At 61.2% G+C, this 19651-nt stretch carries 16 protein-coding genes; 9 read left to right on the top strand and 7 right to left on the bottom strand.

Annotated elements, in window-relative coordinates:
• Position 1: 1 nt before the first annotated feature.
• The 4 genes from rnr to rpmG all read left to right on the top strand — a co-directional run bounded on the left by rnr (position 2) and on the right by rpmG (position 4744).
• Complete coding sequence (rnr, locus tag HFO99_RS16560; RefSeq protein WP_222362307.1) at positions 2-2374, top strand: ribonuclease R; 2373 nt, start codon at positions 2-4, stop codon at positions 2372-2374.
• A gap of 224 nt (positions 2375-2598) precedes the next feature.
• On the top strand, positions 2599-3051 hold the full coding sequence (locus tag HFO99_RS16555; RefSeq protein ID WP_222362306.1) for a DUF983 domain-containing protein: 453 nt from the start codon (positions 2599-2601) through the stop codon (positions 3049-3051).
• A 249-nt stretch (positions 3052-3300) separates the two neighbouring features.
• Positions 3301-4485, top strand: coding sequence for an MFS transporter (locus HFO99_RS16550; RefSeq protein ID WP_222252162.1), 1185 nt, complete (start codon positions 3301-3303; stop codon positions 4483-4485).
• A 91-nt stretch (positions 4486-4576) separates the two neighbouring features.
• Entirely contained in the window at positions 4577-4744 is a 168-nt protein-coding gene (rpmG, locus tag HFO99_RS16545) for a 50S ribosomal protein L33 (protein ID WP_003547442.1), read from the top strand.
• 745 nt (positions 4745-5489) lie between these two features.
• Here rpmG and HFO99_RS16540 read toward each other — a convergent pair.
• Both HFO99_RS16540 and HFO99_RS16535 read right to left on the bottom strand, forming a co-directional pair.
• The gene (locus HFO99_RS16540) at positions 5490-6863 is read right to left on the bottom strand and encodes a PleD family two-component system response regulator (RefSeq protein WP_222362305.1); all 1374 of its coding nucleotides are present in this window, start codon (positions 6861-6863) and stop codon (positions 5490-5492) included.
• Positions 6864-6881: 18 nt separating this feature from the next.
• Positions 6882-7253, bottom strand: coding sequence for a response regulator (locus HFO99_RS16535; RefSeq protein WP_003547430.1), 372 nt, complete (start codon positions 7251-7253; stop codon positions 6882-6884).
• 132 nt (positions 7254-7385) lie between these two features.
• Here HFO99_RS16535 and HFO99_RS16530 point away from each other — a divergent pair, with 132 nt between their 5' ends.
• Entirely contained in the window at positions 7386-7694 is a 309-nt protein-coding gene (locus HFO99_RS16530) for a DUF3572 domain-containing protein (protein WP_017963875.1), read from the top strand.
• Between the two features lie 2 nt (positions 7695-7696).
• A complete protein-coding gene (locus HFO99_RS16525) occupies positions 7697-8371 on the top strand; it encodes a hypothetical protein (protein ID WP_222362304.1) in 675 nt (224 codons plus the stop codon).
• On the opposite strand, the gene HFO99_RS16520 is transcribed toward HFO99_RS16525, so the two are convergent.
• Positions 8346-8933 (bottom strand): GNAT family N-acetyltransferase, encoded by a 588-nt coding sequence (locus HFO99_RS16520; RefSeq protein WP_222333042.1) that lies wholly within the window; start codon positions 8931-8933, stop codon positions 8346-8348. The two genes, HFO99_RS16525 and HFO99_RS16520, sit on opposite strands and share 26 nt — an antisense overlap.
• A 76-nt stretch (positions 8934-9009) precedes the next feature.
• On the opposite strand from HFO99_RS16520, the gene HFO99_RS16515 reads away from it, so the two are divergent.
• Both HFO99_RS16515 and HFO99_RS16510 read left to right on the top strand, forming a co-directional pair.
• Entirely contained in the window at positions 9010-10302 is a 1293-nt protein-coding gene (locus HFO99_RS16515) for a DNA polymerase IV (RefSeq protein ID WP_222362358.1), read from the top strand.
• A gap of 195 nt (positions 10303-10497) precedes the next feature.
• The gene (locus HFO99_RS16510; protein WP_222362302.1) at positions 10498-11754 is read left to right on the top strand and encodes a L,D-transpeptidase family protein; all 1257 of its coding nucleotides are present in this window, start codon (positions 10498-10500) and stop codon (positions 11752-11754) included.
• Here HFO99_RS16510 and dnaE read toward each other — a convergent pair whose 3' ends face one another.
• Complete coding sequence (gene dnaE / locus HFO99_RS16505; RefSeq protein ID WP_222362301.1) at positions 11755-15249, bottom strand: DNA polymerase III subunit alpha; 3495 nt, start codon at positions 15247-15249, stop codon at positions 11755-11757. It abuts the gene before it with no gap.
• Positions 15250-15751: 502 nt separating this feature from the next.
• Here dnaE and HFO99_RS16500 point away from each other — a divergent pair.
• Positions 15752-16216, top strand: coding sequence for a DUF5680 domain-containing protein (locus tag HFO99_RS16500; protein WP_222362299.1), 465 nt, complete (start codon positions 15752-15754; stop codon positions 16214-16216).
• An 86-nt stretch (positions 16217-16302) separates the two neighbouring features.
• Here the strand turns inward: HFO99_RS16500 and HFO99_RS16495 are convergent, their stop codons facing one another.
• From HFO99_RS16495 to proS, 3 genes are read right to left on the bottom strand one after another with little or no spacing between them, the layout of a single operon-like run.
• A complete protein-coding gene (locus tag HFO99_RS16495) occupies positions 16303-16986 on the bottom strand; it encodes an ABC transporter ATP-binding protein (RefSeq protein WP_222333038.1) in 684 nt (227 codons plus the stop codon).
• Positions 16987-17000: 14 nt separating this feature from the next.
• Positions 17001-18305 (bottom strand): lipoprotein-releasing ABC transporter permease subunit, encoded by a 1305-nt coding sequence (locus HFO99_RS16490; protein ID WP_222362297.1) that lies wholly within the window; start codon positions 18303-18305, stop codon positions 17001-17003.
• Positions 18306-18320: 15 nt separating this feature from the next.
• Positions 18321-19643, bottom strand: coding sequence for a proline--tRNA ligase (gene proS / locus HFO99_RS16485; protein ID WP_064245918.1), 1323 nt, complete (start codon positions 19641-19643; stop codon positions 18321-18323).
• Between the last annotated feature and the right edge of the window lie 8 nt (positions 19644-19651).

Genomic DNA, 19651 nt, shown 5'->3' with positions numbered 1-19651 from the left:
CGTGAGCAGGATACCGCGCGAGAGAATGAACCCTGCGGGCAAGCGCCCGGGCAAGACCGGCCGCGCCGGCAAGGATGCTCCCGCCGTCGAGCCGCTGAACATCGTCCATGGCACGCTGCCGTCGCGCGAGGTGATCCTGCGCTTCATCGCCGATCATCCGCAGAAAGCGTCCAAGCGTGAACTCGCCAGGGCTTTCGGCCTGAAAGGCGACAGCCGTGTCGAGCTCAAGCAGATGCTGCAGGAGCTCGAGCAGGAAGGCATGCTGCAGAAGAACCGCAAGTCGCTGATCCGGCCCGGTGCACTGCCGCCTGTCACCGTTCTCGATATCACCACACGCGACAAGGACGGCGATCTGATCGGTCGGCCGGCGGAATGGCCGGAGGATCAGGGCGTGGCACCCGCCGTCGCCATCCGCCAGCAATCGCCGGCAGGCCGCCAGGGTAAGGGCAAGGCGCCGGTCGCCGGGCTCGGCGACCGCATCCTGGCAAAAATCTTCCCGGCTGTCGATCGCGGCGGGCCGGCCTATACGGCTCGGATCATCAAGGTGATCGACAGGCGCCGCGGCGCCTCGATGGGCGTCTTCCGCACTGCGCCGGGTGGCGGCGGCCGGCTGCTGCCGATCGAACGGCGCGGCGAGGAGATGGTGATCGATCCCGAGTTCACCGGCGGCGCCACGGACGGCGATCTGGTCGAAGTCGAAATCGCCCGTCTCGGCCGTTTCGGCCTGCCGCGTGCCAAGGTGCTTTCCGTCGTCGGTTCCCTCGGTTCGGAAAAGGCGATCTCGATGATCGCCATCCATGCGCACGGCATCCCGCATGTCTTCCCGCCGGCTGTCGTCGCCGAGGCGGAAGCCGCCAAACCGGCCAGCATGTCGCATCGCGAGGATTGGCGCGACGTGCCGCTGATCACCATCGACCCGGCCGATGCCAAGGACCATGACGACGCCGTCTATGCCGAACTCGATCCCTCGCCCGACAATCCCGGCGGCGTCATCGTCACCGTCGCGATTGCCGACGTCTCCTGGTACGTCCGCCCCAATTCGCCGCTCGACCGCGAGGCGCTGAAGCGCGGCAACTCCGTCTATTTCCCCGATCGTGTCGTGCCGATGCTGCCCGAGCGCATCTCCAACGATCTCTGCTCGCTGAAAGAAGGCGTCGACCGCCCGGCGCTCGCCGTGCGCATGAGCTTTTCCGGGGAAGGCCGCAAGATCGGCCACATCTTTCATCGCATCATGATGAAGAGCGCCGCCAAGCTCTCCTACCAGCAGGCGCAGGCGGCGATCGACGGAAACCCGGACGATCAGACCGGCCCGATGCTCGAGCCGATCCTGAAGCCGCTCTGGCATGCCTATGAGGTGATGAAGCGCGGACGCGACCGGCGCCAGCCGCTGGAACTCGATATGCCGGAGCGCAAGATCCTGCTGAAGTCCGACGGCACGGTCGACCGGGTCGTCGTGCCGCCACGGCTCGATGCGCATAAGCTGATCGAAGAGATGATGATCCAGGCGAACGTCTGCGCCGCCGAGACGCTGGAAAAGAAACGCCAGCCGCTGATCTACCGCATTCATGACGGCCCGACGCTTGCCAAGCAGGAGATTCTGCGGGAGTTCCTGGCCACGCTGGGAATCTCGCTTGCCAAGGGCGGCAACATGCGCGCCAACAACTTCAACGGTATCCTGGCGAAGGCGGATGGCACGCCGCATCAGACTATGGTGAGCGAGATGGTGCTGCGTTCGCAGAGCCAGGCGATCTACGGTCCGGAGAATATCGGCCATTTCGGCCTCAACCTGATGAAATATGCCCACTTCACCTCGCCGATCCGCCGTTATGCCGATCTCATCGTGCATCGCGCGCTCGTCGGCTCGCTCGGCTTCGGCGAAGGCGGCATCACGCCCGACGAAGAGGCGGCGCTCGACGATATCGCCGCCGAAATCTCGACCTTCGAGCGCCGAGCCATGGCAGCCGAGCGCGAGACGGTCGACCGGCTGATCGCCCATCACCTCAGCGGCCGGGTCGGCGAGGAATTTGCCGGGCGGGTCTCGGGCGTGACAAAATCGGGACTTTTTGTCGCCCTGCCGGACTATGGTGCCGACGGTTTCGTCCCTATATCTACGCTCGGCACCGATTACTTCATTTACGACGAGGCACATCAAGCGCTCTCGGGTGAACGAACAGGGCTCGGCTATCGCCTGGGCGACAGCGTCACCGTGAAACTTGCCGAAGCGATCCCGCTTGCCGGCGCGCTGCGCTTCGAAATGGTCAGCGAGGGCCGCGAAATGCCGGCGGCGGTCCGCTCCTTCCACAAGGCAGGTCGCCGCGACAGGGGCCAGATCCGCAAGAAGCCTGGAACAAGGCCGCCACGCGGACGCCACTAATGCATGTCGCGCAAAAGTGTGTAGCGGTTTTGCGATAACGACATGCGTAAAAACAAGGACCTAAAGCGCGAGGAGCGAATCTTAAAGATCGCGACGCGCTTTAGAGCATCGCGCCGAAAGCGGGCGCTGGTTTTCGGCAAACACGCTGCAACAACGAGATCGTCGGTGTTGGATCTGGTTCACAAAACGAATCCGATGCTTTCGGTCTGAAAGAGGAACATGCGATGAGCACACCGACCGATCCGGCCCTCCGCTACGGGGACACACCCGAGGTCGAGCGTCCGCTTGGGCGCTCAATCATGCGCGGGCTGATGAACCGTTGCCCGGCCTGCGGCAGCGGCAAACTCTTTCGCGCCTTCCTGAAGCCGGTCGATCATTGCGCGGCCTGCGGCGAGGCGATGCATCACCAGCGCGCGGATGACCTGCCGCCATATATCGTCATCCTCGTCCTCGGACACGTCGTGGTCGGCGGCTATATGCTGACCGACATGACCTTCGTGCTGCCGGTCTGGGTCCATCTTGCCATCTGGGCGCCGATCACCGTCATAACAGCGCTTGCCTCGATTCAGCCGATCAAGGGCGGGGTCATCGGTCTGCAATGGGCGCTGCGCATGCACGGCTTCGGTGGCGAGAGTGACGGTCCGGACGATTATGACATTCCAGAACGGCCTGATTGAGCGCCTTCACCTTCCAGACATATTTAACGTGTAGTGCCAGCCCTCCACCGATCCGCCGCGGTAGCCGACGATCCTCAACGACTTGACATGGTAAGCTTTTCTTGTCTGAACAGGCTTTACATTCCGCAGGTGGTCACTCACATCGGAAATACTGCGAAACGCTGTCCGTCACCTGGATTTGGCACGCCTGTGTCTTTCTATGCGAGGTGACCGGCCGATTCGCTCGCACAGATTTCTAAGGATGCATAAATGTCTCAGCCGAGAAACGGCACACCGGGCGATGTCGAAGAAATCCATTGGCCTTCTCTGGTGGCAGCCATCTCGTCCATATCAGCCGTTGGCATAGCAATCGGCCTCGGTCTGCCCCTCCTCAGCATCATCCTCGAAAAACGCGGCATCTCCTCCACCCTGATCGGGCTCAACACCGCGATGGCCGGCGTCGCGGCGATGGCCGCCGCACCGATCACCACCCGTCTTGCCCATAAATATGGCGTTGCACCGACAATGCTCTGGGCCGTGCTGATTTCGGCGCTGAGCGCGCTCGGTTTCTATTACGCCGAGGATTTCTGGATGTGGTTTCCGCTGCGTTTCGCCTTCCATGGCGCGACGACGACGCTATTCATCCTCTCCGAATTCTGGATCAACGCCGCTTCGCCGCCTTCCAAACGCGGTTTCGTGCTCGGCATCTATGCGACGGTGCTTTCCCTTGGCTTCGCGGCCGGACCATTGCTCTTTTCCATCCTCGGCAGCGACGGCATCTTTCCCTTCCTGATCGGCGCCGCCGCCATCCTGCTGGCGGCCATCCCGATCTTCATCGCCCGCGACGAAAGCCCGGTGCTCGAGGAAAAACCGGAGCTGCACTTCATGCGCTACGTCTTCCTGGTGCCGACGGCGACGGCGGCGGTGTTCATCTTCGGCGCGGTCGAAGCGGGCGGACTATCGCTCTTCCCGATCTTTGCCGTGCGCGCCCATTTCACCGAATCGCAGGCGGCACTTCTGCTCACCATGATGGGCGTCGGCAACGTCATCTTTCAGATCCCGCTCGGTCTGCTTTCCGACCGCATCGCCGACAAGCGGCCGCTTCTGGCCGGCATGGCGCTGATGGGCTTCATCGGCTCGATGATGTTGCCGCTACTGCTCAACAACTGGCTGCTAATGGCCGGACTCCTGCTTTTCTGGGGCGGCTGCGTCTCAGGCCTCTATACGGTCGGCCTCAGCCATCTCGGCTCGCGGCTGACGGGCTCCGATCTTGCAGCGGCCAATGCTGCCTTCGTTTTCTGTTATGCGATGGGAACCGTGGCCGGGCCGCAAGCGATCGGCGCGGCGATCGATGTCGCTGGAAATAACGGTTTTGCCTGGGCGATTGCCGCTTTCTTCGGTCTCTACGCCCTACTTTCCGGCATCAGACTGATGTTCATTCGAAAACGGGCTTGACTTTTCGGGCGGGATTCGTAGTTTCGCGCCAGAATTTGCCGTGGAGCCCTCCGGCTTCCACGGCTTTCATTTTCTTAAAGGCAGGACGACCATGGCCAAGGCTACAACAATCAAGATCAAGCTGCTGTCGACAGCCGACACCGGTTTCTTCTACGTCACGACGAAGAACAGCCGTACGATGACGGACAAGATGACGAAGACGAAGTACGACCCGGTTGCAAAGAAGCATGTCGAGTTCAAGGAAACCAAGATCAAGTAATCACTTGGTCTGACGGATTTCAAAAAAGCGCGCGCCTTCGGTGCGCGTTTTTTATTGCCGGTTTGCGGTCTTTGAAAAATGATAGCGCAAACAGACAAAACGCCGCCCTTCCATCTTCGGGAAGTGGCGGCGTTTTCTTGAAAGGGGGTCGGCCAGCATGCAAAACGGCACGAGGAACCGCTATAACTTGCCTACTAGCCGACCGACCCCACGACCCAGGAGATGCGGCGGACCTGAGCATCATGGGGTATCGACAACTCCTCAACGGGAGCGCTTCTCTTATGAGCCGATAATTTGCGCAAAAATGAAAGAAAATCAACAAATTCTTAATGATGAATTTTCTTACCTTGATTCTATGGTTAAAAGTCCAGATTTGGGACATACAAAGATTTATCGGCTCTGCTTGAACTCGAAGCGTAGCGCCTGACCCTTCGAAGAAATTCGACAATATAGCTTAACAACTTACGTCTCCCCTCCCCTTACGTGAGGTGACGTCGCCGCAATCTATTTGACACTCTCGGCGGCAGGCATTTTTTATAGTCTCCATTTCACTTTGAGCTACGGCCTGATGCTCGCAGGACTATCGCGTCGCAACATATCCGCAGCAACGCGGCGAGTCCATTTTTGGGCTATTGAATTGCAAATTTTTCGCCCCGCACTGCCGAGGCGAAGATTAAAAATCGGTAACAATTCGCTTACCGCGGTGGAAAACTCGCAAATGGCACATATGGCGGCAAGTGATTCGTCACGCGGCTGCGGCGACCACACGGTTGCGACCGGTATTCTTGGCCTCGTAAAGGGCCAGATCCGCCTGTTTCATCAACTGGCCCGGGGTCAGCACCGACGCGATGCGCGAGGCGATGCCGAAGGAAGCAGTGACATTCAGCGCTTCCCCGGAGTGTTTCAGCATGAAGGGAGCGCTTTCGATCGCCGCGCGCAGGCGCTCGGCGATGGCGGCGGCAATTTCCGGCGAGGTGTCGGGCATCACGACGACGAATTCCTCGCCACCGTAGCGGCAGGCGAGATCGGCACCGCGGATGGTCGAACGGACGCGATTTGAAAATTCCCGCAACACCTCGTCGCCGCCGTCATGGCCGTAGGTGTCGTTCACATGCTTGAAGCGGTCGATATCGGTGATCAACACCGAAAGCGGCCGGCCACGCGCCATCGAACGGTTGAAGAGCACGTTCAGGTGATTGTCGAGGTAGCGCCGGTTATAAAGGCCGGTCAGCGGATCGGTCACGGCAAGCTCGATCGTCTGCTTGACGCTGGCGCGCAGCCGGTCGTTGTAGCGCTTGCGGCGGATCTGCGTCAGGCTGCGGGCAACCAGTTCGTTGGGATCGACCGGGCGGATGATGTAGTCGTTGACGCCGAGATCGAGCGCGCGCACGACCATGTCGTCAGCGCCCTGCTCTGTGATGATCAGGATCGGCAGGAAGCGTGTGCGCTCCAGCGAGCGCAGCTGTGAGCAGAGGCGAAGCGGATCGTAATCGTCGAAGTTGGCGTTGACGATAACGAGGTCGAACGCGCTTTCGGCCGCTTCGAAGAGGGCGGCCTGTGGATCGGAGAGAGCAAGCACGTCTGCGACGGGCTTCAGCGCCTTCACGATGCGTTCCTGCGAATTGGCGCGGCCGTCGACGAGCAGGACCTGAGCGGTCTCGTCGGCGCGGCCCTCGCCTGCCCGCGTCAGGTCGTCGATACCCATCGTATGAGCGGTGTCGGCGCGGATGCGCAGCTCATCGCTCAACGTCTTCAGCCGCAGCAGGCTCTTCACCCGGGAGATCAGTTGCAGATCGTTGACTGGCTTGGTGAGAAAATCGTCGGCGCCGGCCTTCAGGCCGCGTACGCGATCGGTCGGCTGGTCGAGCGCGGTGACCATGACGACCGGAATATGGGCGGTCTTTTGGCTGGCCTTCAGCCGTTCGCAGACCTCAAAACCGTCTATGCCGGGCATCATGATGTCGAGCAGGATGAGATCGACCTGGTTGCGCTCGCAGATCGCCAGTGCCGTGTAGCCGTCCGCTGCGGTCATCACGTCGAAGTACTCCGCAAGCAGCCGCGCTTCGAGCAGCTTCACGTTGGCCGGAATATCGTCAACCACCAGTATTCGCGCAGTCATAAGCGTCTTTCCGATGCGTCAGGCATCGCCCAGATAGGTCTTGATCGTCTCGATGAATTTCGGAACCGAGATCGGCTTGGAAACATAGGCCTCGCAGCCGCCCTGGCGGATCCGCTCCTCGTCGCCCTTCATCGCGAAAGCCGTAACGGCGATGACGGGAATCACGTGCAACTCGTCGTCTTCCTTCAGCCATTTGGTGACTTCGAGGCCGGAGACCTCGGGAAGCTGAATATCCATCAGGATAAGGTCGGGGCGATGCTTGCGCGCCAGATCGAGCGCCTCCATACCGTTTCTGGTCTGGATCGTCGTATAGCCGGACGCCTCGATGAGGTCGCGAAAGAGCTTCATGTTGAGCTCGTTATCTTCTACAATCATCACCTGTTTGGGCATGACAAGCTGTCCCTACGTCCGTTCGCGCAGCGGTTCGTTCCATGAGAAAGGCACATGCGGACAAAAGCTGCGTGAAACCGATAGCGCACGCTACCGGTATTTGGTTGAAGAAAAGGTAACTTACCCCGCGAAATGCAAAGCAACTTCAAGACTTCGAAACAACAGGCTGCCGACCCGCACGAGACGGCGATCGCCGTGCTCGGCTGGCTTGCCGGCGATCCCGACATGTTCGGCCGCTTTCTCGCCCTGACCGGTGTGGCACCCGGCCAGGTGCGCAACGCCGTCAACGATCCGGGATTCCTCGCCGGCATGATGGATTTCCTGATGAACCATGAACCGACGGCGATGGCCTTCTGCGCCGCGAGCGGCATCAGCCCGGAGACGGTGACGGCGGCCTGGCAGCATTTCTCTTCACCGGGCCTCGATTCCGGAGAATACTGACCGTGGCCTCCGGAGAATTCGACATCTCGCATATCCGCCTCGGCGAACGGCCGTTGATCGTCTGTGACGTCGACGACGTCGTGCTGCAGTTCATCGGTCCCTTCCAGCTTTTCCTTCAGAGCCAGGGGCATGCGTTTCTGCCGCGATCGTTCCGGCTGCACGGCAATATCGTCTCGCAAGTCGACGGCCTGGAGATCGCGGATCCAGAGGTCAGCCGGCTGATCGAGGAATTCTTCGAGGCCCAAGAGCTGTGGCAGACGCCGCTCGACCGCGTCGTCGAAACGCTCGACCGGCTTTCGGAAGAGGCCGATATCCTTTTCCTGACAGCCATGCAGCCGCGGTTCCAGGACCAGCGCCGTCGCCTGCTCGACAGGATGGGCCTGCTCTTTCCGCTGCTTGCCACCGAACAACCCAAGGGGCCGATCGTTCACGCATTGCATGCCAGCCGCTCCCTTCCCGTCGTCTTCATCGATGATATGGCGCGCAATCTGCATTCCGTCAGGGATCATGTCGCCGATTGCCTGCTGATTCACCTGATGCCGAACTCGCCCGTCCATCGTTTTGCGCCGGCCGCCTCCGCCGACATCACCCGCGCCAGCGACTGGACGCATGCGGCCGAGCTCATCGAGGCGCATTTTGTTTCCGGCATTGTCACGCACGCAGTTCCAGCCGCATGAGCGGACGGCCGTCCTTGCGCCGTGCCACCGTCTCGAAGCCGGCGGCATCGAAGATTGCCGTCGAGCCGATGCAGAGCGTCACGGATTTCGACTGCTTGACATGATCGATCGGGCAGGCTTCGAGTAGCCGCGCTCCCTGGCGCCGCGCATGGTCGATCGCGCCGGCGAGCAGACGGTGGCTCATTCCCTTGCCACGCAGTTTGGGCAGCAGGAAGAAGCAACTGACGGCCCAGATGGATGGATCATGCGCATCGCCCTCCTTTAGCGGCCGCGAGACGGTGCGCGGCGAATTGAACTGCGGCACGTCGTGGCGCGGTCCGACCTGCACCCAGGCGACCGGCACGCCGTCGGCATAACCGAGGATGCCAGGCGGCGGACCCGCCTCGATCCGCTCCCGCATATGCGCCTTGCGTTCATCGGCCGCCATCTCAGTCCTTATCGCATGCGGCAGGCGCAATGCGACGCACCAGCAGTTATAGAAGGCACCCTGCGGCCCGAACACCATTTCGAAGTCGTTCCAGCGTCCTGGCGTTACCGGCTCGAAACGAAGATCGTTATCCAAAGGCAAAGCTCCCACCTTCTCTTGAGACTCGGAAGCTTAAGGCGTAATGTCCGACCGTTCAATCTTTGTTCTCATCATGACGCCCGCGCCTGACAAGACACCCGGCTTCTGTCGCGACTGCCTTGCCGAGCAGAAGGGCGAGGCGCGCCGGTGCGTTTCCTGCGGCAGTCCCCGCCTCGTGCGCCATCGCGAACTCTATGCCTTGACGCTTGCGCATATCGATTGCGACGCCTTCTACGCAGCGGTGGAAAAACGCGACAATCCTGATCTTGCCGACAAGCCCGTTATCATCGGCGGCGGCAAACGCGGTGTGGTTTCCACCGCCTGCTATATCGCCCGTATCCACGGCGTACGTTCGGCCATGCCGATGTTCAAGGCGCTGGAGGCATGCCCTCAGGCGATCGTCATCCGCCCCGACATGGAGAAATATGTCCGGGTCGGGCGGCAGGTGCGCGCCATGATGCAAGACCTGACGCCGCTGGTGCAGCCGCTATCGATCGACGAGGCCTTCCTGGAGCTCGGCGGCACGGAGAGGCTGCATCACGATCCGCCGGCGCGTACGCTGGCCAAATTCGCCCGTCGCATCGAAAGGGAGATCGGCATCAGCGTTTCGGTCGGGCTTTCCTATTGCAAATTTCTCGCCAAGGTCGCCTCCGACCTGCAGAAGCCGCGCGGCTTTTCGGTCATCGGCCGCGAGGAAGCGGTCGAGTTCCTGGCGCCGCGTCCCGTCACCACGATCTGGGGCGTCGGCAAGGCCTTTGCGGCGACGCTGGAGGCGGACGGCATCCGCACCATCAGCCAATTGCAGCAGATGGAGGAAAACGACCTGATGCGCCGCTACGGCAGTATCGGCCAGCGGCTCGCCCGGCTGTCGCGTGGCCTCGATGACCGCGAAGTGCATCTCAACGATGCCGCCAAGAGCGTGTCGTCCGAGACCACCTTCTTCGATGACATCTCGTGTTATGACGATCTGGTGCCGATCCTGCGCAATCTCTCCGAAAAGGTCTCCTGGCGGCTGAAGAAAAGCGGCATTGCCGGCCAGACCGTGGTTCTGAAGATGAAGAGCGCCGATTTCAAATCGCGCACCCGCAACCGCAAGCTTGAAGACCCGACTCAGCTTGCCGACAAGATCTTCCGCACCGGGCTCGAGCTTCTCGAAAAAGAGACAGACGGTACGAAGTTCCGCCTGATCGGCATCGGCGTCACCGATCTCGGCGATGCCGCCCGCGCCGATCCGCCCGATCTCATCGACCGGCAATCGGGCCGGCGGGCGGCAGCCGAAGCGGCGATGGACAAGCTGCGTGACAAGTTCGGCAAGAAAACGGTCGAGACCGGCTACACCTTCGGCAGCGGCAAGCGCGATCAGTAGCGCATAACCCCGAAAATCGGAATCGATTTTCGGAAAGGATTATGCGCAGATTCAAAGTGATAGAGCGTCCTTAGCGCGTCTGAAAAGACGCGCGGCGCTCTAACGCGTGAGGCCAGCCAGCCAGGCGGCCTATAAAATCTTCCTTAAACTTCGTCTCATAATGTGCCGGGCAAGTATTGCGTATGGTTGGGTCTCATGTTCTCGCGTCTCGTCTTCGGCCTCGGCTTGCTGTCGGCCACCGCACTCGTGCACCCCGCTCTTGCCGCGGATGCGCGCACGCTGCAGATCATCGTCTCGAAGGACAAGCAGTCGCTTGCGGTCTATGACGGCACCGAGGTCGTCGCGACCTCGAAGGTCTCGACCGGCAAGGACGGCCACACGACGCCGAGCGGCATCTTCTCGGTGCTGGAAAAGCAGAAATACCACGAATCCAATCTCTATTCGGCGGCGCCGATGCCGTTCATGCAAAGGCTGACCTGGTCCGGCATCGCGCTGCACGAATCCAATTCGGTGCCGCGGTATCCGGCCTCGCATGGCTGCGTGCGCATGCCCAGCGCCTTCGCAAAAATGCTCTATGGGATGACCGACCGCGGTGTCCCCGTCATTATCAGCGACGGTGAACTGGTGCCGCAGCCGATCGATCATCCGACCCTTTTCCATCCGGATGCACCGGCGGCGATGCCGCTGCTTTCGGATGTCGAACTGCGGCCCTCCATGCCCGACAGCCCCGAGAAGCCGCTGCAGGTGGCGATGAACGATACCGCTGCGATGCCCATGCCGGCAGCGCAGCCGATTGCAATGCCCGAACCCGAGCCGCCGTCCGAGCCGATCAGCATGCTGATTACGCGCCGGACGCTGCGCGAGACGGTGATCGACATCCAGACCCTGCTCAACCAGCTCGGTTTTTCCGCCGGCAATCCGGATGGCTTGCTCGGTCCGTCGACCGTGCAGGCGATCAAGACCTTCAAGACGCTGCGGCCGGCGGAATTTGCCGCCGACAGGAGCGTGGTCTCCGACACGCTTCTCAGAGAAGTCTATGCCGCGGCTGGCAAGGGCGAGCCGCCGAACGGCGTCATCATGGTGCGGCAGGCCTTCAAGCCGATTTTCGAAGCGCCGGTGACGATCGCCGATCCGGGACTGGCGCTCGGCACACATTTCTTCACGCTGCATGCAGTCGATGAAAAGGCCGGCACGGCCGACTGGCTCGGCATCACGCTCGAGAACAATCTCTCCCGCGAGACGATGAAGCGGCTCGGCATTACCAATCAGGAAAGCTCGATCATTACAGGCAAGCCGATCACTCGTTCGCTCAGCAGAATTAGCATCCCCGACGAGACCCGCCGCAAGATCGACGCCCTCATCGCGCCCGGCTCGACGCTGACGATCTCCGATACCGGCCTCGGCCGAGAGACCGGCGAAGGCACGGATTTCATCACGATCACGCGGGGGTGATCATACAAGCTCGACGTCGACGACGCCGGGGGCGGCGCGAAGGGCGGCGGCGATCTCCGGCGTGATGCGGTATTTCTCCGGCAGCGCCACTTCCACCTCGCGTTTGCCCTCCTCCTTGATGACGATGAAGGAGACGAGGCCGTCGCCCTTGGCGTTCAAATGGCCGGCAACCATTCTCAGCGGTCCGGAATCGCGGACATAGACGCGTAGCGCCTTCTGCATCTGCAGCGACTTTTCCTCCAGCGACTGGATCGTCTGGATGCGCAGACCGATGCCCTCCGGCCGCTCCTCGCCCGTCGCGGTCAGCACGAAGGATTTTCCTGACTCCAACACGTCGCGATACTGGTTGAGCATTTCCGAAAACAGCACCGCTTCGAACTGGCCCGAAGAATCGGAGAAGACGATGATGCCCATCTTGTTGCCGGTGCGAGTCTTGCGCTCCTGCTTCGAGATCACGGTACCGGCAAGGCGCGCATTGGCCGCGCCCTGCTTGATGGCGGCGGAAAACTCGGCAAAGGTCTGCACCCGCATCTTCTGCAGGATATTGTTGTAGGAATCGAGCGGGTGGGCCGTCAGATAGAAGCCCAGCACCTGGAACTCCTTGAGCAGCCGCTCGGAGGGAAGCCAGGGCGAGAACGGCGGCAGGGAGATCTTCTCAGGCCCCGACGTCAACGTACTGCCGAAAATGTCCGACTGGCCGCTCAGCTTGTTCTCCTGGGCGCGCTGGGCATAACCGAGAATGCGGTCGAGGCCGGCTGCTAGCTGGGCGCGGTCCATGTCGAAACAATCGAAGGCGCCGGCATAGATCAGGCTTTCGAGCACGCGACGATTGACCTGACGCGGATCGATGCGCAGGCAGAAATCCTCGATGCTGGCAAAGGGCTTGTCGCCGCGCACCTCGACGATATGGTCGACGGCGGATTCGCCGACGCCCTTGAGGGCGGCGAGTGCGTAATAGATGCGGTTGTTGCCGGTCTCGAAATGGCGGAAAGAGCTCTGTACCGAGGGTGCGATCACCTCGATCCCGAGGCGCTTGGCATCCTGACGGAAATCATTGACCTTTTCCGTGTTGGACATGTCGAGCGTCATCGAAGCGGCGAGGAATTCGACCGGATAATGCGCTTTCATGTAGGCCGTCTGGTAGGAGACGATGGCATAGGCGGCGGCATGCGACTTGTTGAAGCCGTAATTGGCGAACTTCGCCAGCAGCTCGAAGATATTGTCGGCCTGCGGCTTCGATACGCCATTCTTGACAGCGCCGACGACGAAGCGTTCGCGCTGCTGGTCCATCTCGGCCTTGATCTTCTTACCCATGGCGCGACGCAGAAGGTCGGCTTCGCCCAGCGAATAGCCGGACAGCACCTGGGCGATCTGCATCACCTGTTCCTGATAAACGATGACGCCTTGCGTTTCCTTGAGCAGGTGGTCGATCATCGGATGGATCGATTCCAGCTCTTCGTCGCCGTGCTTGCGGGCGTTGTAGGTCGGGATGTTCTCCATCGGGCCTGGACGATAGAGCGCCACCAGCGCGATGATGTCCTCGATGCAGTCCGGCTTCATGCCGATCAGCGCCTTGCGCATGCCGGCACTTTCCACCTGGAACACGCCGACCGTCTCGCCGCGCGACAGCATCTCGTAGGTCTTCTTGTCGTCGAGAGGAATGGCCGCGAGATCGACCTTGACGCCGAGCTTGGCGACGAAATCGACCGCGACCTTCAGCACTGTCAGTGTCTTCAGGCCGAGGAAGTCGAATTTGACCAAGCCCGCCTGCTCGACCCATTTCATGTTGAACTGAGTAACCGGCATATCGGAGCGCGGATCGCGATACATCGGCACCAGCTTGGAAAGCGGCCGGTCGCCGATGACGATGCCAGCGGCATGGGTCGAGGCGTGGCGGTAAAGCCCCTCGATCTTCTGGGCGATGTCGAGCAGGCGCGCGACAACAGGTTCCTTCGCCGCCTCCTCCTGCAGCTTCGGCTCCTCCTCGATCGCTTTGGAGAGCGGCGTCGGATTGGCCGGGTTGTTCGGCACGAGTTTGCAGATCTTGTCGACCTGGCCGTAGGGCATCTCAAGCACGCGGCCGACGTCGCGAAGGGCGGCGCGTGCCTGCAGCGAACCGAAGGTGATGATCTGCGCCACCTGCTCGCGGCCATATTTGGCCTGGACGTAGCGGATCACCTCTTCGCGGCGGTCCTGGCAGAAGTCGATGTCGAAGTCCGGCATCGAGACGCGTTCCGGATTGAGGAAGCGCTCGAAGAGCAGCGAAAAACGCAAGGGATCGACGTCGGTGATCGTCAAGGCATAGGCGACCAGCGAGCCGGCGCCCGAACCACGGCCGGGACCGACCGGAATGTCATGCTGCTTGGCCCATTTGATAAAGTCGGCAACGATCAGGAAGTAGCCGGGAAAACGCATGCGCTCGATGACGCTGAGCTCGAAATCCAGCCGTTCACGATAATCCTTTTCCTCGTAGCCCGGCGACATTCCGAGCGTCGAAAGCCGCACGTCCAGCCCTTCGACCGCCTGGCGGCGCAGCTCGCTCGCCTCGGCGCGTTCGGCCTCCTCGGCATCGTCGGTCGCACCGGTGAAGCGCGGCAGGATCGGCTTTCGCGTCTTCAGCACGAAGGAGCAGCGCCTGGCGATCTCGATCGTATTTTCCAGCGCTTCCGGCAGGTCGGCGAAGAGCTTGGCCATCTCGGCCCGGCTCTTCAAATAGTGATCCGGCGTCAGGCGAAAGCGGCTGTCGTCGGAGACGATGGCGTTGTGTGCGACCGCCATCAGCGCATCATGGGCGTCGTAATCGTCGCGTGTCGGGAAGAAGGCCTCGTTGGTCGCAACCAGCGGCAGGTCGTGGGCATAGGCGAGCCCGATAATTTTCTGCTCGTGCCGCTTGTCGTAGGTGCCGTGCCGCTGCATCTCGACATAGAGCCGGTCGCCGAAGAGACGCTTCAGCGTGAGCAGCCGGGCTTCCGCCTGGGCGGGATGGCCTTCCTTGATCGCCACGTCGACCGGCCCGGTCAGGGCGCCGCTCAATGCGATCAGCCCTCCCGTGCCTGCCTCCTCCAACCAGGAGGTGCTGATATGAACGGCCTGGTTGCTCTCGCCGCCGAGATAAGCCCGGCTGACGAGATCGACCAGCCGTTCGTAACCGGCATCCGTCGCAGCGAGAAGAACGATCGCCGGCAGCTTGACCAGGGCCTGCTGACCGCCGCGCTTTTCGGTTTCCAGCCCGTCTTCCATGTCGATCGAGACCTGGCAGCCGATGATCGGCTGCAGGCCTTCCTCCATCGCCTTCTGGGAGAATTCGAGGGCGACGAACAGATTGTTGGTGTCGGTAATCGCAATCGCCGGCTGGCTGTCACCGGTCGCCTTGTAGAGGATCTTCTTCAGCGGCAGCGCGCCCTCGAGAAGCGAATAGGCGGAATGGACCCTCAGGTGGATGAAACCCGGCGTGCCGGTCGCCTCACCCGTAGAACCCTTTGCCGTATCCGCCATGACATGCCTTCCCAATCACCCGAATGAATCGGACGCATTGTCGGGCATAGAGGGCGATGATGTCCAGAAGAAGTCCCGCATCCGGACCGCATGATTGCCATGCGATCCCCTGAAAACTTTAGAACGCCATGACGATGAGCGAGAAGCTGGCAACGAACATTGCGATGGAGGTGAATGCTGCGATATCACGGATCATGTCAGTCATCGGGCTCTCCTTTACTCGTTATGTTTTCAATTTGTTCTATGTATGTTCTGTTGTCAACAGGAATCTTTTCCTTCTTTCTTGTGTTTGAAGAATGCCGGGATGCCCACCTGCGAATCGCTGGGAGCCAGCAGTCGATGAGATGGGCAGCAGCTTTGCCTTCTGGCCTGCCACAGATCGGTCATCGCGCCTAGACGATCAGCCTCCTCGAGGCGACCCGTTTATTTCGGGTCAATGTTCCGTTTTTGTTCTTTACACATCGCAGCATATTTGCCAGCATCGGGCTGAGGGGAGAATGACATGTTGGATATTGCGATGCTGAACGAATTCGTCGTGGAGGCGAAGGCTGCGACCTATGTCGGCGGCGGCGTGGCGCGCGCGCCCTGCCGACCGAGCTCCCACGATATCGGTTACGAACGCGGCGAGTGGCGCTATCTCGACAGCTATTTCGGCGGGACCGATTTCGCCGGACAGGAAGTGGTGTGGCTTGCCGACGAGCCCGTCTGGGCGATGAATTATTTTGGCTGCGTCATTGCGCCTGATCTCATCGACGGCGCAGCAGCCGGGACGGTGATCAAGACAGCACTTTCGGCGATGTATCGAGAGGGGCGGTTTCTTGGCGGAATGGAATTCGACCATCCGTTCGGCCGCTATATCGACCGCAGCGAAGGCAGCTGCGAGCGGTTCAGCGGCAGTGAATGCATCATGGTCGATGGCCAGAAGGCCTATGTGCTCGACTACCGCGGCGGGCTGGTCATCCCCTGATCGCTGCCTTAAAGCGCATCGTATCAGTCTGGATTCACGCGATGCGCTTTATCCCAAACCCGCTGCACACTTTTGGGCGACATGCGTCAGAAATCGACGATCTTGCCGTCGGAGATCGTCACGCGCCGATCCATGCGGCGGGCGAGCTCGTGATTATGGGTGGCGATGAGAGCGGCAAGGCCGGACTGGCGCACCAGCGCTTCCAGCGCGTCGAAGACATAGCTTGCCGTCTCAGGGTCGAGATTGCCGGTCGGCTCGTCGGCAAGAAGCAGGGTCGGCGCATTGGCGACGGCGCGGGCAATCGCAACGCGCTGCTGCTCGCCGCCGGAAAGCTCGCCGGGGCGATGCGAGCCACGATGGCCGATGCGCATATAATCGAGAAGCTGGCCGGCCCGCTCTCCGGCTTCCTTCCAGGAAAGCCCGGCGATCAGCTGCGGCATCATGATATTTTCGAGCGCCGAGAATTCCGGCAGCAAATGGTGGAACTGATAGACGAAGCCGATTTCGCCGCGGCGGATGGCGGTGCGTTTCTCGTCGCTCAGGCCGTCACAGGCATGGCCGTTGATGTTGACCTCACCGCCGTCCGGATGCTCCAGCAGGCCGGCGATATGCAGCAGTGTCGACTTGCCGGTGCCGGAAGGGGCGACGAGAGCGACAATCTCCCCCTTCGATATCGAAAAATCCGCGCCCTTCAGGATCGAGAGCAGCGTACCGCCCTGCCCGTAATGGCGCTCGACGCCGGTAAGCTGGAGAACGACGTTGCGTTTCATGAAGGCGGCATTCCTTATTCGTAGCGCAGGGCCTGCACCGGATCGAGCCTGGAGGCACGCCAGGCCGGGAAGATGGTCGCGATGAAGGAGAGCGTCAGCGCCATGACGACGATCGAAATCGTTTCGCTGAGATCCATCTCAGCCGGCAGCTGGCTGAGGAAATAGACCTGCGGATTGAAGAGCACGGTGCCTGAAAGCCAGGAGAAGAACTGGCGGACGGATTCGATGTTGACGCAGACGAGAACGCCGAGCAGCACGCCGGCAATGGTGCCGACGATGCCGATCGCAGCCCCGGTCATGAAGAAGATGCGCATGATCGCGCCGGCGCTGGCGCCCATGGTGCGCAGGATGGCGATATCGCTGCCCTTGTCCTTCACCAGCATGATGAGGCCGGAGATGATGTTCAGCGCCGCGACGAGCACGATCAGCGTCAGGATCATGAACATGACGTTGCGCTCGACCTGCAGCGCCGAGAAGAAGGTCTGGTTGCGCTGGCGCCAGTCGGTGACGGCGATCTGGCGGCCTGCCGCTTCCTCCACCTTAGGCCGCAGATTGTCGATATCGTCGGGGTGGTCGACGAAGAGCTCAATCGACTGCACCAGCCCCTCGGCATTGAAGTAGAGCTGCGCTTCCTCAAGCGGCATGAAGATGATCGAGGAATCATATTCCGACATGCCGATCTCGAAGAGGCCGGAAATCTTGTAGGACTTGATGCGCGGGCTGACGCCCATTGGCGTAATGTCACCATCTGGCGACGTCAGGGTAATGAGGTCGCCGACACGCAGACCGAGTTGGTCGGCCATGCGGGTGCCGATCAGCACGCCATCGCCGGAGGCATAGCCCACCATATCGCCGGATTTGATGTTGTCGGAGATCGTCTTGAGCTTGGTCAGGTCCTCGGCGCGGGCGCCGCGCACCAGGGCACCGGTGCTGCCGCCGGCCTGGGCGGAGGCAAGCACTTGGCCTTCCACCAGGGGCAGCGCCATCTTGACGCCGGGTACGGCGGCGAGCTTGCCGCTGAGAGCGGGATAATCGGTGAAGGGGCCGTCGACCGGCTGGACGATCATGTGGCCGTTGATGCCGAGGATACGCGAGACGAGTTCGGTGCGGAAGCCGTTCATCACAGCCATGACGATGATCAGTGTCGCAACGCCCAGCATGATGCCGACGAAGGAGAAGCCGGCGATGACCGAGATGAAGGCCTCCTTGCGGCGGGCGCGCAGATAACGCCACGCCACGAGGCGTTCGAAGGTGGAAAATGGCTTGCCAGCCGGACCCAAGCCGGATTTTGAACTCCGGTCCACTGCTGCCTCTGCCATTTCGCCTCCGTTTCCTTAAGCCACGAACCGGTTGATCGCCGCTTCGATGGTCATCGTTTCGCGGGCGCCGGTCTTGCGGTCCTTCACTTCAACTTCGCCGTTGGCGACCGCGCGCGGGCCGGCGATGATCTGGACGGGTACACCGATCAGGTCGGCGGTCGCGAATTTCGTGCCGGCCCGGTCGTCGGTATCGTCGTAGAGCACATCTTTGCCGGCCTTGCTCAGCGCGGCATAGATCAGCTCGCAGGTATCGTCGCAGGCCTGATCGCCCGCCTTCATGTTGATCACAACGATATCGAAGGGCGCGACCGATGCCGGCCAGATGATTCCGTTATCATCATGCGATGCTTCGATGATGGCGGGAACAAGGCGTGTCGGGCCGATGCCGTAGGAACCCATATGAACGAAGTGTTCCTTGCCGTCAGGTCCCTGCACTTTCGCGCCCATCGGCTCGGAATATCTCGTGCCGAAATAGAAGATGTGGCCGACCTCGATACCGCGCGCCGACAGGCGGTCACCTTCGGGAACGGCGTTGAAGGCCGCCTCGTCGTGCATTTCCGAGGTCGCCGCATAGAGCGAGGTCCATTTGTCGAAGATCGCCTGCAGCCCCTCAACACTGTCGAAATCGGTGTGTTCGCCAGGAATATCGAAGTCGACGAAATCCTTGTGACAGAAGACTTCGGATTCGCCGGTATCGGCGAGGATGATGAACTCATGGCTGAGCTCGCCGCCGATCGGGCCGGTGTCGGCGCGCATCGGAATGGCGCGCAGGCCGAGCCGGTCGAAGGTTCTGAGATAGGCGGCGAACATCTTGTTATAGGAATGCTCCGCCGCCTCGCGCGTCAGATCGAAGGAATAGGCATCCTTCATCATGAATTCGCGCGAGCGCATGGTGCCGAAGCGCGGACGGATCTCATCACGGAACTTCAGCTGGATATGATAGAGATTGAGCGGCAGGTCCTTGTAGGACTTGACGGAAGAGCGGAAAATATCCGTCACCATCTCCTCATTGGTGGGACCATAGAGCATCGGCCGATCCTGGCGGTCCTTGATGCGCAGCATCTCCTTGCCGTAGGCGTCGTAGCGACCGCTTTCCTGCCAGAGTTCGGCCGATTGCAGGGTCGGCATCGACAGCTCGATGGCGCCGGCGCGGTTCTGCTCGTCGCGGATAATGGCATTCACCTTGTCGAGCACGCGCTTGCCGAGCGGCAGCCAGGAATAGATTCCCTGCGACTGCTGACGGATCATGCCGGCGCGCAGCATCAGCCGGTGCGAGACGATTTCCGCCTCCTTGGGGTTTTCCTTGAGGATGGGCATGAAATAGCGGGACAGACGCATGGCGGATT

Origin of the sequence: Rhizobium leguminosarum, assembly GCF_019798305.1 — a bacterium.
GTDB lineage: Bacteria > Pseudomonadota > Alphaproteobacteria > Rhizobiales > Rhizobiaceae > Rhizobium > Rhizobium leguminosarum_U.
This window is presented reverse-complemented; position numbering and strand designations above follow the sequence as displayed.